Below are 14,361 nucleotides of genomic sequence, written 5' to 3' on the forward strand. Positions count from 1 at the left end.
TCTAGCGGATGTGACGACTGTGACGAGCGAAACGACGGTGACCAGCGAGACCACTGCCCCGGCCGCCCCGGCACCCAGTGCCGGTCCGGCGGCGGCGCACCGGCCCTCGGCCGCCACCAGGCCCGTGCGGTGGGCGTCCGACACGGTGGCCGTGCTGCGCGAGGGCGCGCGGCTGCGCCTCGACTACTCGCCCCGGAGCCTGTGGCGCGTCGACCGCATGATCGACGGCATCCGCGGCGAGGGGGCGCCCTACGCCGCGGTGGAGACCGTCCTGCGCGGCCTCGGCGCCTACGCCGGTGAGGTGATCGTGCGACAGGGCGGCGCCGAGTGGTGGGCGACCGGCGGCGACCACTGGATCCGCACCGGCGACGGCCGCCTGTGGGACCCGATCGACGAGGCCCGCCGGTGCTTCGCCGGCGACGGGTCGCTGCGCCTGCTGTGCCGGGAGGCGACGGCGGGCCGGTGACGCCGTCCGCTGTGACACTTCCGTGCGGCCCGACGCTGATGACCTTGGGGGCGGGCTCGACGAGCACGCCGGGAATCCGGTACGGACGAGGACGCTTCTTGGGCCGAGGAGGGGAACCCCGCCGCGTACAGGCGCACGACGGGGAACTGGGCGCGGCCGTCGCGCTGGCCCAGGAGGGCGACGAGACCGCCTTCGCGGTCGCCTACCGCCTCGTGCAGCCAGGCCTGCTCGGCTATCTGCGCGGGCTGGTCGGGGAGGACGCCGAGGACGTGGCGTCCGACGCCTGGCTGGAGATCGCCCGCGACCTGGGGCGCTTCCGGGGCGACGGGGCCGGTTTCCGGGGCTGGACGGCGACCATCGCCCGGCACCGGGCACTGGACCACCTGCGCCGCCAGAAGGTGCGGCCCCGAGGGTCGGCGCTGGAGCAGGACGTGCTGGAGCTGCCCGGCCCGTACTCCACCCACGACCAGGCGCTGGAGACGCTGTCCACCCGGGCCGCCCTGGCACTGGTGAGCGGGCTGCCCCGCGACCAGGCGGAGGCGGTGCTGCTGCGCGTCGTCGTCGGTCTCGACGGCCCGGCGGCGGCGCGCGTCCTCGGCAAGCGGCCGGGCGCGGTGCGCACGGCGACGTACCGGGGGCTGAAGCGGCTGGCCCGGCAGCTGGGCACGGACGGTGTGACGGATGAGAGGCCCAGGACGCTGGGGGAGTCGACATGACGGGCGCCGACGGCGGCCTGGCGGACCGAGCGGGAACGGAAGCGGACATGGGTGCACACCGGAGCGCCGACGGCCCCCACGCCCCCCGGCCGGCCCACCCCGACGCCCGGGCCGCGCGAGGCGCCCGGGAGACCCCCGATGTCCGCGGGGCCGGTGACGGCGTTCCCCGCGGACATCGGCCGGCCCGCTCCGTGCGGGCCCGCCCGGCCACGGAGGAGGTGCTCGCCGGGGCTCTGCGCGGTGGCCGTGACCCGGGTGCGGGGGAGCGGCGGGCGGTGGACGCCTTCCGGGCCGCCCGGGACGCCGGGACGCACCGTGCGGCGCGCACCGCGCGCATCCGCCGCCGGGACGACTGGCGGCCACGGGAACCGCGGCGCGCGCGGCGCTCCCTGAGGGTGACCCTCTCCATCCTGCTGGCGAGCCTCACGCTCGGCGGCGTCGCGTACGCGGCGATCGGGGCGGGCGAGACGGGCGGCTCCCCGGCCACGGGCACGCCGTCCGCCGGCGACCGTGGACCGACGTCCACCGCCGCCCCCGCCCCCGCCGCCGCGGGCGACGCCGGACGCCCCGCCGGGCCTGGACGCTCCGCCCCGTCCTCCTCCGCCACCGCCGGGTCCGGCGCCCGGAACGCCGGCCGCGTCGCCGCGGCCCACTGCCGTGCCTACGAGCGGGTCGCGGGGCACGGCCGCGCACTGGACGCGACGGCCTGGCAGCGGCTCGTCGCGGCGGCGGGCGGTGAGCGGCACGTCGCGGCGTACTGCGCCCGGCAGACGGGACCCGCGGGCGCGGGGAACGCCGGGAACCCCCGGGCCGCCGGCACCGTTCCGAGCGGTCCCGCCCCGGCGAGCGGCGGCCCCGGCAGGACCGCGGGCTCCGGCAACGGCAACGGCAGCGACGGCGGCAACTCCGGCGGCAACAACGCCGGGGCGAACACCGGTCACGGGGAGAAGACGGGCCAGGACCGCGGCAGGGGCGAGTAGCGCGCGAAGGCGAGCGCGGTGGCCAAGGCAACGGCCGGGGCCGCCACCCCCCACAGGAGAGGCCCCGGCCGTCGCGCGGCACGGGCCGCGCGGCGACCCGTACTTGCTACAGCGCCGGCACTGCGTTTTCTGTCACACCTCACCGCGTCACGGCTTAGTTGCATCTTGTACGGCAATGCGATGAGGACATGGACGAGCGGCGGTTTCAAGACGTAACGTGCCTTTCGCGCCGATCAGCGGGGGACCTTTCCGCATCACAGCAGCGGGGGACCACCGCGACCACGCATTGAGGAACCACGACGGCGAGCACCCGGTCCGCGAGAGCGGCGCCGGCTGAGGTGCAAAGAGAGGCGCGTTCGGTGCTGGGGGACGACGCGGAGCTGACCGCCGCGGTGCGTGCGGCACAGGACGGGGACGAGACCGCGTTCCGGACTGTGTACCGCTCGGTGCACCCGCGGCTGCTCACGTACGTACGGACGCTGGTCGGTGAGCCGGACGCCGAGGACGTCGCGTCCGAGGCGTGGCTGCAGATCGCCCGCGACCTCGACCGCTTCGACGGCGACGCGGACCGGTTCCGCGGCTGGGCCGCCCGGATCGCCCGCAACCGCGCGCTCGACCACATCCGCATGCGCGGACGTCGGCCGGCGATCGGCGGCGACGAGACGGAGCTGACCGGCAGGGCCGCCGAGTCCGACACCGCCGGCGAGGCCATCGAGGCCCTGGCGACCGGCAGCACCCTCTCCCTCATCGCGCGGCTGCCCCAGGACCAGGCCGAGGCGGTCGTCCTGCGGGTGGTCGTCGGCCTCGACGCCAAGAGCGCGGCCGAGACGCTGGGCAAGCGCCCCGGAGCCGTCCGCACGGCGGCGCACCGGGGACTGAAGCGCCTGGCCGAACTGCTCGGCGGCGATCCGGAATCCACCGGGGCGCTCGACGCCCTGCCGCCCCAGCGAGAACCGCGCCACCGTGCGGTGACGTCCGCGACTGTGACGCATACGCGTCCGCGGACGCAGAAGGACATGTGATGGCCGACGAGCAGGACGGGTGGCTGGACCGCGAAACGGCGGAGATCCTGCTGCGCGGAGAGTCACTGAAAGCTGTCGACCCCGCGGCGCTGGACCGGGCCGGACGGCTCGCCGAGACCCTGGACGCGCTGGCGGCGCACCCCGCGCCGACCAGCGGAGAACTGCCCGGTGAGGCCGCCGCGCTGGCCGCCTTCCGCAAGGCGCGCGCCGACCGGGCGGGGGAGTGGGCCGACGCGCCTGCCGCCCTCGGCCACGACGCCCCGGTGCGGCACTCCGACGCCGGGCTGGTCCGTGTCGGAGCGCGCCGCGACGGCGTCCGGCGCTCCCGCTGGGGCCGTCCGCTGCGGTTCGGTCTGGCCGCCGCGCTGACCGCCGGCATGGTCGGCGGGGTGGCGGTCGCGGCCGGAACCGGAGTCCTGCCGACCCCGTTCGGCGGTGCCGAACCGGACCCCGCCGCCAGCGTCTCGGCGGCGACGACCCCCGACCGCCCGCTCGGCCCGCCCGCGCCGCTGGACGGCCCGCGGGGCGGATCCACGCCCGACGGAGTCACGCCCGGCCCCTCCGGCAGCGGGACCACGCGCGACGAGGAGGCCGGCGAGCCCGGCCCGGGCACCCGCGACCAGGGGACCGGCGGCGCGGGCGTCCGCCGGCGGGAACTCGCCGCGTCGTGCCGCGAGGTGGGCGCCGGCAGGACGCTGGACGGCGCCCGCGGGCGCGCGCTGACGGAGGCGGCCGGCGGCACCTCACGGGTGGACGCGTACTGCCGGAGCGTCCTCGCCGGCACCGATGCCGCGACCCGGGACCGGACCGGTGACGGCGCCGGGGAGGCCGCGGAGGGACTGGTGGGCGGCACGGCGGGCAACGGCACGCCCGGCAAGAGCACCGGCGGCAAGGCCGGCAACGGCAACGGCAACGGCAACGGCAACGGCAAGCAGGGCGACAACGGCGGCCAGGGCGACCAGGGCGACCAGGGCGGAAACGGCGACAAGGGCGGCGGCCAGGGCGAGGACTCAGGGGACGAGGACGACGACGGCCCGGGCCGCAGCGCCGGAAACCCCCACGCCCAGGGCTCCGCGGCGCTGCGGCCCGCCCACGCCACGGGCGCGCCCGCGGCCTTCGTGCCCCTGCCGGACCGACGCCCGAAGCACGCCCAGCAGGAGTCTCCGGGGCTTGGCAACACCGCCTGACCTGCGTTTTCGCTCACGCGCGCAACTTTCTCCGCCGCAGGTGTGACACTTTCGGCCGCCGGGGCGCAGTACTGAGTGAGCCGACTGGTCATCGGCTTCCGCACCGAGCCGGGGTTCCCCCCGTACCTGCGGCTCGTGCACCTCGGCGCGGGCGGGACACGTTCCCCCGGTCCCGCCCGCGCCCCATCCGCTCCCGGACCGCCTCAGCGGTACACGACGACCTTGTCGCCGTCGCGCACCCGCGCGTAGAGGTCCGCGATCGCCCCCTCGTCCCGCACGTTGACGCATCCGTGCGAGGCGCCCGCGTAGCCGCGGGCGGCGAAGTCGTACGAGTAGTGCACGGCCTGGCCGCCGCTGAAGAACATCGCGTACGGCATCGGCGAGCGGTAGAGCGTCGACCAGTGGTGCCGCGACTTCCAGTAGACGTGGAAGACGCCCTCCCGGGTCGGCGTGTACTGGGAGCCGAACCGCACCGCCATCGTCGACACCGTCCGCCCGTCCACCATCCAGCGCAGCGTCCGGCTCGACTTGCTGATGCACAGCACCCGCCCGGTCAGGCAGCGCGCGTCGGGCGCGGCGGCCGGCTGCCCGCCCATCCGGTACAGCTCCCACCTCCCCGGCTCGCGCGTCATCGCCAGCAGCCGCTGCCAGGTGACCGTGTCCGTCCGGCCGGTCCGGGGCAGTCCGCGCTTGCGCTGGAAGCCGTTCACCGCACGCTCGGTCAGGTCGTCGTACGTCCCCGTGGGCCCGTCGACCAGCCAGCCGATCTGGTGCAGCCGTGCCTGGAGTTCGCGCACGTCCCGGCCCGTGGAGCCCCGCGACCACAGCACCCGCGCGGGCCGGGCGGGCGGAGCGGGGGCCGGCCGGCGGACGGACGGGGCGCGCTTCGACGGCGCACCGGCGGCGGCGCCGGGTGCGGACGGACGCCCCGCGCCGCGGGCGCCGGGGGCCGGCGAGCGCGCCGTGCCGCCGGCGCCGGGCGCCTGCCGGGCCGTGCCGTCGGCACCCGGCGCCGGCGGGCCCGCGCCGTCGATGCCGGGACCCTGCACCGTGCAGCCGCCCGCCGCCAGCACGGCGCCCAGGGCGCAGGCGACCGCGCCCCGCCCGTACCGCGCATTGCTCATGCCCCTCATACGCATCACTGTCCCCGTCGTCCCACGGTTCGCCACGGATGTCCCCCAGAGATGCTCCCCGCGGATGACGCGCCGCGAACGGCGCGGCATCGTTGTGACCGGGACCGCAAGGCGGCTGTGAGCAAGGTCCCAGCGTGTGCCCCTGCACCGGGGCGCGCGAGCGCCGATACAGTCCCTCGGAGGGTCGGTCTGTACTGGCGAGTAACTGACGGGTAGTTCGAGCAGCTCGAACACATGCTCAGCGGGAGGCAACACACCATGACGCGCGAGTCGGAGTCCGGACTGCCCATCGAACCGGTCTACGGGCCCGACAGCCAGGCGGGCTGGGACCCGGCCGAGAAGCTGGGCGAGCCGGGGGCCTACCCCTTCACCCGCGGCGTGTACCCGACGATGTACACCGGCCGCCCCTGGACCATGCGCCAGTACGCCGGTTTCGGCACGGCGACGGAGTCCAACGCCCGCTACAAGCAGCTGATCGCCAACGGCACGATGGGCCTGTCGGTCGCCTTCGACCTGCCTACCCAGATGGGCCACGACTCCGACGCCCCGATCGCCTCGGGCGAGGTCGGCAAGGTCGGCGTGGCCATCGACTCCATCGACGACATGCGGGTGCTGTTCGGCGGGATCCCGCTGGACAAGGTCTCCACGTCGATGACGATCAACGCGCCCGCCTCACTGCTGCTCCTGCTCTACCAACTCGTCGCCGAGGAGCAGGGCGTCAGCGCGGACAGGCTGACCGGCACGATCCAGAACGACGTGCTGAAGGAGTACATCGCGCGCGGGACGTACATCTTCCCGCCCAAGCCCTCGCTGCGGCTGATCGCGGACATCTTCAAGTACTGCAGGGCCGAGATCCCGAAGTGGAACACCATCTCCATCTCCGGCTACCACATGGCCGAGGCGGGCGCGTCGCCCGCGCAGGAGATCGCGTTCACCCTCGCGGACGGCATCGAGTACGTGCGCACGGCGGTCGCGGCCGGCATGGACGTCGACGACTTCGCGCCCCGTCTCTCCTTCTTCTTCGTGGCCCGCACGACGATCCTGGAGGAGGTCGCCAAGTTCCGCGCGGCCCGCCGGATCTGGGCGCGGGTGATGAAGGAGGAGTTCGGCGCCAGGAACCCCAAGTCGCTGATGCTGCGCTTCCACACCCAGACCGCGGGCGTGCAGCTGACGGCCCAGCAGCCCGAGGTGAACCTGGTCCGCGTCGCCGTCCAGGGCCTGGCGGCCGTCCTCGGCGGCACCCAGTCGCTGCACACCAACTCCTTCGACGAGGCCATCGCGCTGCCGACCGACAAGTCGGCCCGCCTGGCCCTGCGCACCCAGCAGGTCCTCGCCTACGAGACGGACGTGACGGCCACGGTCGACCCCTTCGCCGGGTCCTACGTCGTCGAGAAGATGACCGACGACGTGGAGGCCGCGGCCCTCGAGCTGATGCGGAAGGTCGAGGACCTCGGCGGCGCGGTCAACGCCATCGAGCACGGCTTCCAGAAGAGCGAGATCGAACGCAGCGCCTACCGCATCGCCCAGGAGACCGACTCCGGCGAACGGGTCGTGGTCGGCGTCAACCGCTACCAGCTCGACGCCGAGGAGCCGTACGAGCCCCTCCGGGTCGACCCGGCCATCGAGGCCCAGCAGGCCGAACGCCTCGCCCGGCTGCGCGCCGAGCGCGACCAGCAGGCGGTGGACACGGCCCTGGCCGCCCTGAAGAAGGCCGCCGAGGGCGAGGACAACGTCCTCTACCCGATGAAGGACGCGCTGCGGGCCCGGGCGACGGTGGGCGAGGTGTGCAACGCGCTGCGCGAGGTGTGGGGGACGTACGTGCCCTCGGACGCCTTCTGAGCACGTTTCTGATCACCCGTCGGACGCGCTGCGTGGGCGTCCGTACCGACGGCTGAAATGCCGGAGCGGAGTGCCGCACCCCCGTGCGACACTCCCTCCATGTTCGGCGTCATAGACCTCCCCACCTACCTGGCGGGCCTCGTCCTCATCGTCCTGCTGCCCGGCCCCAACTCCCTCTACGTCCTCTCCGTGGCCGCCCGCCGCGGCGTGCGCGCCGGGTACACGGCCGCCGCAGGGGTCTGGTGCGGGGACACGGTGCTGATGACGCTGTCGGCCGCCGGGGTGGCCTCGCTGCTCCAGGCCAACGCCGTGCTCTTCGCGATCGTCAAGTACGCCGGCGCCGGGTACCTCACGTGGCTCGCGGTCGGCATGATGCGGGCCGCGTGGAGCATGTGGCGGACGCGGCGCGAGCAGGAGGCGCCGGACACCACCGCCCCCGTGGCCGGGGACGAACGGCCCTTCCGCCGGGCGCTGGTCGTCAGCCTCTTCAACCCGAAGGCGATCCTCTTCTTCGTCGCCTTCTTCGTGCAGTTCGTCGACCCGGGCTACGCCTACCCGGCCCTGTCCTTCGTCGTCCTCGGCGCCTTCGCCCAGTTCTTCAGCTTCCTCTACCTCAGCGCGCTGATCTTCAGCGGCACCAGGCTGGCCGCCGCCTTCCGCCGCCGCAGGCGGCTGTCGGCGGGAGCCACCTCGGCGGCGGGGGCGCTGTTCCTGGGCTTCGCGGTGAAGCTGTCGGTGGCCGGCGCCTAGACCCGGCGTCGGGCAGCGCCCGGACCGTCTTCAGGCCAGGCCGAAGCGGGCCAGGTACCCGCCGAGGCCGGCCGGGTCCGCGCCCGCCCAGCCGACGTGGCCGTCCGGCCGGACCAGGAACAGCCCCGTTCCGTACGCCCCGTGTCCGGGCCCCCGGACCACGGGCACCGACTCCGGCACCGGCGGCGCGTCGGTGCCCAGCGCCAGCAGCGTCCAGTGCGGTCCGCGGAACGCGTCGAAGAGCCGGACGCCGTCCACCGTGCCGTCGGGCGCGCGGTCGCCGGCCCGCAGGGCACCGTCCGGGACGGTACGGGTCTCCGCCGTCAGGGACGAATCCCGGTAGCCGATCCCCAGTTGCCGGGTCGCGCCCCCGCGCCGCACCTCGCCGCGGTGGACGCCGGTCGACAGGCCGAGCACCCCGGCGGCGACCGGGCGCCGCTCCTCCTCGTAGCTGTCCAGGAGCCCGTCCGGGGCGTCGCCCGCGAGCACCGCGCCCAGCTTCCAGCCCAGGTTGTAGGCGTCCTGCACGCTGGTGTTCAGGCCCTGCCCGCCGGCCGGCGAGTGCACGTGGGCGGCGTCCCCGGCGAGGAGGACGCGGCCCGCGCGGAAGCGGTCGGCCAGCGCCGCCCGGGGCCGGAAGTCGGAGGCCCAGCGGACCTCGGTGACGTCCTCGGGGGCCAGGTGGGTGCGGTCGGCGACGACCTTGCGCACGCCGTCCGCCGTGAGGTCCACGTCGGTGCCCTCCGGGAACTGCGCGACCACCTGGAAGTCCTCGGTGCCGGCCAGCGGGCACACGGAGAGGAACCCGGTGTCCCCGCGGGGCGGGAAGATGTGCCAGTTGTCGCGGTCCAGGCCGCCGATCCGGACGTCCGCCACCAGCATCGGACCCGGATCGACCGTCTCGCCCGTCATGCCGATGCCGAGCGCGCGCCGCACGGCCGACCGGCCGCCGTCGGCGGCGACGAGGTACCGGGCGCGCACGGGCTCCCCGGCCGCGAGCTGCGCGGTCACGCCGTCCGCGTCCTGGGCGAGGCCGACGACCTCCCGGCCGAAGGCCACCGTGCCGCCCAGTTCCTCGAGCCGGGCCAGCAGGATTTCCTGGGTCCGCCACTGCGGCACCATCCAGGGCGCGTTGTACGGCGAGTCCTCGCTCGCCTCGGCCGGGTCGAAGAGGGAGTGCTCGCCGAGCCGCTCGCCGTCCTGCCAGACCATGCCGACCGGGTAGCCGCCGCCGGCCGCGTGGATCGCGTCGAGGACGCCGAGGTCGTCGAAGACCTCCATGGTGCGGGGCTGGAGGCCCTTGCCGCGCGAGCCGGGGAACAGCGTCCCGCCGCGCTCCACCACCAGCGCGTCCACCCCGCGCCGGGCCAGGTCTATGCCGAGCGCGAGTCCGGTCGGGCCCGCGCCGGTGATCAGAACGTCCGTCTGCATGCCGCATCTCCTTAACGCTGTTAAGTGCTGCCTGCCCCCGAGGATCTCCTTAACAGCGTTAAGGTGTCAAGCTGTGCGCGTGGGAACGGAACGACGCGCCCCCCTCGACCGCCGACGGGTCGCGGACACGGCGCTGAAGCTGCTGAACGAGGTGGGCCTCGACGGCCTGACCCTGCGCACCATCGCCCGGGAACTGGACGTCAAGGCGCCCGCCCTGTACTGGCACTTCAAGGACAAGCAGGCCCTGCTCGACGAGATGGCCACCGAGATGTACCGCCGGATGATCGCCGAGGGCTCGCTCGACCCGGGCGACACCTGGCGCGAACGGCTGCTCAAGACCAACCGGGGCCTGCGCGCGTCGCTGCTCGGCTACCGAGACGGCGCCAAGGTCTTCAGCGGCTCACGCTTCACCGGCCTGGAGCACGCCGAACAGATGGAGGACGGCCTGCGCCTGTTCACCGCCGCCGGCTTCACCCTCCCCCAGGCGGTGCGGGCGACCTCGACGACGTACGTCTACACGCTCGGCTTCGTCACCGAGGAACAGGGCGTCGCCCCCCTGCCCGACCAGCGGCGCGAGGGCTACGACATGAACGAACGCGCCCGCCGGTTGGCCGACTTCCCCCTGTCGGCCGCGGCGGGCGCGGAGATCTTCGAGGACTACGATCGGCACTTCGAGGAAGGGCTGGCGCTGGTGATCGACGGAATCGCCGCGCGTTACGGCCTCGACTGAGACCCGAAGGCCTGCCGGGTGAGCGTCGCGTACGACTTCGCCGCCTCGGCCCGGTTCGCCTCGTCCGGGGCGTCCGCCTCGAACAGGTCGCAGACGGTGAGCTTCTCGCCGTCCCGCAGGCGGTGGCCCAGGAGGATCGCGCTCCTGCCCAGGTAGGCGCCCAGTTCGAGGAGGTCGCCGCGGGTTCCGGCGGCCTCCTGCCGTTCGAGGAACCAGGAGAACAGCACCTGGTCGAGCGGCCAGAACCAGCCGGGGACGTCGTTCAGCTCAGCGGGATGCGTGTGCTTTGCCTGCGCGGTCGCCATGAAGGGAGGATGCCTCCTCGGGCCCGGAGTGACAGCGGGCGTGCTCGATTCGGTGGGCGGAATATCGCGCGAATCGCTCAGTGTGATCGGCTGAGCACCGTACGAAGCCACGGTGTCAGCGGCTTCTCGACGTACCGGTGCAGGAGCCAGGCCAGGCCCAGCATCCCGGCCGCGGTGAGCACGAAGGTCGCCGCCGACGGCACGTGCAGTCCGCGGTGCAGGAAGCGGATCGCCACCCAGCCCAGGTGCTCGTGGACCAGGTAGAACGGGTAGGTCAGCGCACCGGCCACCGTCAGCCAGCGCCAGTTCGCCCGGTTCAGCCAACCCAGCGCGACCGCCGCGACCGCGACGAAGCCGAAGGCGACGACCAGGACGATGCCGAACGTGGTCCGGTGCGCGAAGGCGTTCGGGTCGGTGGCGTTCCACAGGTCGCGCACCGCGAAGTGCTGGCCGATCAGGAAGCCGGCGCCCACCAGGCCCCACGCGTGCGCGTCACGCCGGTCGCGGTGGACGAGGTACAGGCCCACGCCCCCCACGAAGAACGGCGCGTACTCCGGCATCAGCACCAGCTCGAGCAGCGGCTCGTGCGCGGCCTGCGCGATCGCCGCGGCCAGCAGCCAGCCGGCGCAGAACATCAGGACGCGCCGGCGGTTCGCGCCGGGCAGCACCACGCACAGCGCGAACAGCGCGTAGAAGCGGACCTCCACCCACAGCGTCCAGCACACGCCCAGCACCCGGTCGGCGCCCAGCGGCTGCTGGAGCATCGTCAGGTTGACCAGCGCGTCACTCGGTGACACCGCCTCGTACACGACGACCGGCAGCGCGAACACCGCCGTCACGAGGATCACCGCCGCCCAGTAGGCGGGCAGCAGCCGGGACGCGCGGGAGGCGACGAACGACGTCAGGGACCGGCCCCAGCCGCTCATGCAGATCACGAAGCCGCTGATCACGAAGAAGACCTGGACGCCGAGACAGCCGTAGGCGAAGAAGGTGTGCAGCGTCGGGAACTGGAACTTGGGCGAGCTGCCCCACGCGTCGGCGACGGAACCGCCGCGTCCGCCGTAGTGGTACGCCGCCACCATCAGCGCGGCCACCAGCCGCAGCCCGTCCAGGGCACGCAGCCGGGCCGGGGCCGCCTTCGCCCGCGGCGCCTGAGGTATCGCCGCGCCGGGCGCCGGAGCGGGGGCACCGGCCGCGCCGGGCCCCGCTGTCGACGTGCTCACGACCGTCTCGGTCACTGCTGGTCTCCTTCGGCCGTTCCCCCACTCGTCGTCGGTCGGGACGCCCGGAGAGGGGCCGAGTGTGAACGGCAGTACGAGGAACGCGTGTGTGGTGGGTGGGGCAAGGCTAGGCACGCCTCCGGCCGGCAGGGCGCCGCCGGGCCGGCCACCGGGGGAAATCCTGCGGAACGCCGGATGACGGAACGGCGACGACGGCCGGTGCTCCCGCCCGCTTCACCCTCCCGTCATTCGGCGTCACCTCAGCGTTTGATCGAGCGCCGAATGGCCCGCGCCCGCCGCGCCACCTTCCGTGCCGTGGAATTGTGCGGCAGAAAGGCCAGCCGGCCGGGAATTCCGCCGGGCAGTCCGAGGGAAGTGAGCCGCCGCTTCTTGAAATACCTCCAGGTGTGCGCATCCAGATTCCCGCGCAGGTATTCCTCCGCGTCCGGCCGCAGATCGGTGAGTATCTTCGGCTGCATGGCGAAACCCACGGCCCGCACCAGGGCGCCGAGTGCCTCCGGCTCCAGGCCCTGGCGCCGCTCGGTGACGGCCGGCGCGTCGTCCGGCTCGGGCAGCAGCGCGTCGACGATGGTGACGGGCACCCGGTTGCTGTTCTCGTACGGCGTCAGCCGGTCCAGCAGCGTCCCGGTGCCGACCCGGGCGACCGGCAGGCCGTACAGCGCGGACGCGGTCAGCAGGGCCGTGGAGAAGCAGCCGACCACCAGCGCCGGCCGCATCCGCTGGTACAGCACCTCGGCGAGCACGGGGGTGTCCACCACGGTGAGGGCGACGCCGAGCCGCTCCGCCTCCTCCTCCAGGGTGCGTGTGAAGCGGGCCGGGGCCGTGGGGTGCGGTTTGAACACCACCCGGCGGTGCCCGAGGCCGACGGCGCCGGTGAGCATCCGCACGTGCAGGTCCTCCTCCTCCTCGGCGGAGAGGATGCCCAGCGCGGACAGGTACTGGCCGAGCAGCAGCGCGGGCTCCTCGACGTCCGGCAGACCGGCACCGGTGTCCGCCAGCTCGGCCAGCACCTTGGTGAACGCCGGGGCCGGCACCAGCTCCGCACCCACCTCGAACTCGGTCAGCAGCAGCGGGGTGAGCCCCGGCACCAGGTCGAGGTGGAGCAGCCGCTCCACCCGGGTGCCGACCAGCGGGTCGAGCTTGTTGCGGGTCGGCCCGTAGCTCATCAGACCGTCCGCGTACACGGTCAGGGGCGCGTCCGGGAACATCTGCGCCACCCCCAGCGCCGGCTGCACCTGGAGGGACTCCACGACCAGTTCGACGTCGTCGTCCCCGAGCCCCCAGGCCAGCCGCAGATACCGCTCCCACATCGGGGCGTCGTCCACGCGCGGCGCCCAGCCGCCCGGGTGGAACGGGAAGACCGCCTCGTTCCACGACACCACGTCGTCGAACCGGTCCCGCAGCCGCTCGAACCCCGGCATCACGTCCAGGGACGGGGTCGTCTCGGGCGTCGCCGCGTTGTTGGAGACCAGCAGGATCCGCCGGTCGGCCGCCGCGAAGCAGCCCGCGTCCAGGGCGGCGGCGAGCGTGGCCGTGCCGTACAGCGTCGATGCCAGGAAGATCTGCGTGCTCACGCCGCCACCTCCGCGGCCGGCACCGGACGGCGGCGCAGCCGGCGCAGCCGCGTCGCCCGCTCGGCGTCCATCGAGGCGAGCACCCCGTCGAGCGCGTCCTGCGGCATCCGCCGCAGCGCGGCGGCGCTCATCGCCTTCAGTTTCCGTGCCACGGCAGGCTCGAACCTCTCGATGGAACCCAGATGGTGGGAGATGATCGCGCAGTACGTGCGCACCGCCTTCGGCAGCAGCCGCGCGGCGTCGGCGTCCGCGGCCGTCTCGGCGACGACCTGGTCGAAGGCGCGGATGAAGTCCAGCTGGCGGACGTCCCCGATCTGGGTGAGCGAGGACGCCACCCCGCGCCGGTAGAAGACGCCGAGCAGCCCGGTCACCGCGAAGGACTCCGCCTCCCGGTGCAGCTTCCAGATCCACGGCCGGTCCTCCGCCGTGCGCAGCCCGTCGGTGAAGTGCAGCAGGCCCCGGTCGGCCAGCCGGCGGTGGTAGATCCCGGCCCAGGCGTAGGCGTAGTCGACCGAGGTGGAGCGGTGGGCGGGCAGGATCGCGTCGCGCGGCCGCAGGGAGACGTTCCTGCGCCCGTGCGGCACCCGGAACACGGTCCGCGCCCGCGCCGTGCACTGCACGTGGTCGGTGCGCACGAAGTCGCAGCCCAGGTCCTCGATCGCGGTGACCAGCCGGCCGTAATGGCCGGGGGCCAGCCAGTCGTCCCCGTCCAGGAAGGTCAGGTACTCGCCGCGCGCCCGGTCGATGCCGGTGTTGCGGGCGGTCGCCAGGCCGCCGTTGCGCTCGTGGCGGACCAGCACCGCCCCCGGCAGTTCCTCCTCGGCACGCGCGAGAAGGTCCACGGTGCCGTCGGACGAGCAGTCGTCGACGAGAATGAATTCGAAGTCCTCCCGCGCGTTCGCGCGCAGACTCCGCAGGGTGTCGGGTGCGTATTGCCGCACGTTGTAGAACGGCACGATGACGGAGAGCTTGGGCACGTGGCGACGT

13 protein-coding genes and 1 pseudogene are annotated in these 14,361 nt (G+C 74.1%); 8 read left to right on the top strand and 6 right to left on the bottom strand.

The genetic code is table 11. From position 1 onward, the window contains the following. Positions 1-19: 19 nt before the first annotated feature. The 5 genes from AC0VYN_RS04095 to AC0VYN_RS04115 all read left to right on the top strand — a co-directional run bounded on the left by AC0VYN_RS04095 (position 20) and on the right by AC0VYN_RS04115 (position 4,371). Positions 20-466: a hypothetical protein gene (locus AC0VYN_RS04095; RefSeq protein WP_475534812.1), complete on the top strand. Its 447-nt coding sequence runs from the start codon at positions 20-22 to the stop codon at positions 464-466. Positions 467-564: 98 nt separating this feature from the next. Continuing rightward, the gene (locus AC0VYN_RS04100; RefSeq protein ID WP_475534813.1) at positions 565-1,182 is read left to right on the top strand and encodes an RNA polymerase sigma factor; all 618 of its coding nucleotides are present in this window, start codon (positions 565-567) and stop codon (positions 1,180-1,182) included. Positions 1,183-1,229: 47 nt separating this feature from the next. Then, positions 1,230-2,162 carry a hypothetical protein gene (locus AC0VYN_RS04105; RefSeq protein ID WP_475534814.1) on the top strand — a complete coding sequence of 311 codons (933 nt, stop codon included), beginning with the start codon at positions 1,230-1,232 and terminating at the stop codon, positions 2,160-2,162. A gap of 359 nt (positions 2,163-2,521) precedes the next feature. Further along, entirely contained in the window at positions 2,522-3,184 is a 663-nt protein-coding gene (locus AC0VYN_RS04110) for an RNA polymerase sigma factor (protein WP_385463130.1), read from the top strand. Next, positions 3,184-4,371: a hypothetical protein gene (locus AC0VYN_RS04115; RefSeq protein WP_475534815.1), complete on the top strand. Its 1,188-nt coding sequence runs from the start codon at positions 3,184-3,186 to the stop codon at positions 4,369-4,371. The genes AC0VYN_RS04110 and AC0VYN_RS04115 overlap by 1 nt, the downstream gene beginning before the upstream one ends. A gap of 203 nt (positions 4,372-4,574) precedes the next feature. On the opposite strand, the gene AC0VYN_RS04120 is transcribed toward AC0VYN_RS04115, so the two are convergent. After that, positions 4,575-5,495 carry a L,D-transpeptidase family protein gene (locus AC0VYN_RS04120; protein ID WP_475534816.1) on the bottom strand — a complete coding sequence of 307 codons (921 nt, stop codon included), beginning with the start codon at positions 5,493-5,495 and terminating at the stop codon, positions 4,575-4,577. 267 nt (positions 5,496-5,762) lie between these two features. Between AC0VYN_RS04120 and AC0VYN_RS04125 the strand changes: the two genes are divergently transcribed. Both AC0VYN_RS04125 and leuE read left to right on the top strand, forming a co-directional pair. Beyond that, the gene (locus AC0VYN_RS04125) at positions 5,763-7,343 is read left to right on the top strand and encodes an acyl-CoA mutase large subunit family protein (RefSeq protein ID WP_475534817.1); all 1,581 of its coding nucleotides are present in this window, start codon (positions 5,763-5,765) and stop codon (positions 7,341-7,343) included. Positions 7,344-7,442: 99 nt separating this feature from the next. Beyond that, positions 7,443-8,093 (top strand): leucine efflux protein LeuE, encoded by a 651-nt coding sequence (leuE, locus tag AC0VYN_RS04130; protein ID WP_475534818.1) that lies wholly within the window; start codon positions 7,443-7,445, stop codon positions 8,091-8,093. A gap of 30 nt (positions 8,094-8,123) precedes the next feature. Here the strand turns inward: leuE and AC0VYN_RS04135 are convergent, their stop codons facing one another. Then, positions 8,124-9,524 (bottom strand): FAD-dependent oxidoreductase, encoded by a 1,401-nt coding sequence (locus tag AC0VYN_RS04135; protein ID WP_475534819.1) that lies wholly within the window; start codon positions 9,522-9,524, stop codon positions 8,124-8,126. Positions 9,525-9,603: 79 nt separating this feature from the next. Between AC0VYN_RS04135 and AC0VYN_RS04140 the strand changes: the two genes are divergently transcribed. Further along, on the top strand, positions 9,604-10,254 hold the full coding sequence (locus AC0VYN_RS04140; protein ID WP_475534820.1) for a TetR/AcrR family transcriptional regulator: 651 nt from the start codon (positions 9,604-9,606) through the stop codon (positions 10,252-10,254). Between the two features lie 5 nt (positions 10,255-10,259). Here AC0VYN_RS04140 and AC0VYN_RS04145 read toward each other — a convergent pair. The 4 genes and pseudogenes from AC0VYN_RS04145 to AC0VYN_RS04160 form a co-directional block, all read right to left on the bottom strand. Next, positions 10,260-10,559 (bottom strand): annotated as a pseudogene (locus tag AC0VYN_RS04145) (class I SAM-dependent methyltransferase); the annotation flags it as partial. 77 nt (positions 10,560-10,636) lie between these two features. After that, entirely contained in the window at positions 10,637-11,797 is a 1,161-nt protein-coding gene (locus AC0VYN_RS04150) for an acyltransferase family protein (protein ID WP_475534821.1), read from the bottom strand. A 242-nt stretch (positions 11,798-12,039) separates the two neighbouring features. Then, complete coding sequence (locus AC0VYN_RS04155; protein WP_475534822.1) at positions 12,040-13,374, bottom strand: polysialyltransferase family glycosyltransferase; 1,335 nt, start codon at positions 13,372-13,374, stop codon at positions 12,040-12,042. Continuing rightward, positions 13,371-14,351: a glycosyltransferase family 2 protein gene (locus AC0VYN_RS04160; RefSeq protein ID WP_475534823.1), complete on the bottom strand. Its 981-nt coding sequence runs from the start codon at positions 14,349-14,351 to the stop codon at positions 13,371-13,373. Before AC0VYN_RS04160 ends, AC0VYN_RS04155 begins: the two co-directional genes overlap by 4 nt. Positions 14,352-14,361 lie beyond the last annotated feature (10 nt).

It is taken from the genome of Streptomyces sp. 63XJN7_1_ISO-PGPR-S23-121, assembly GCF_056173025.1.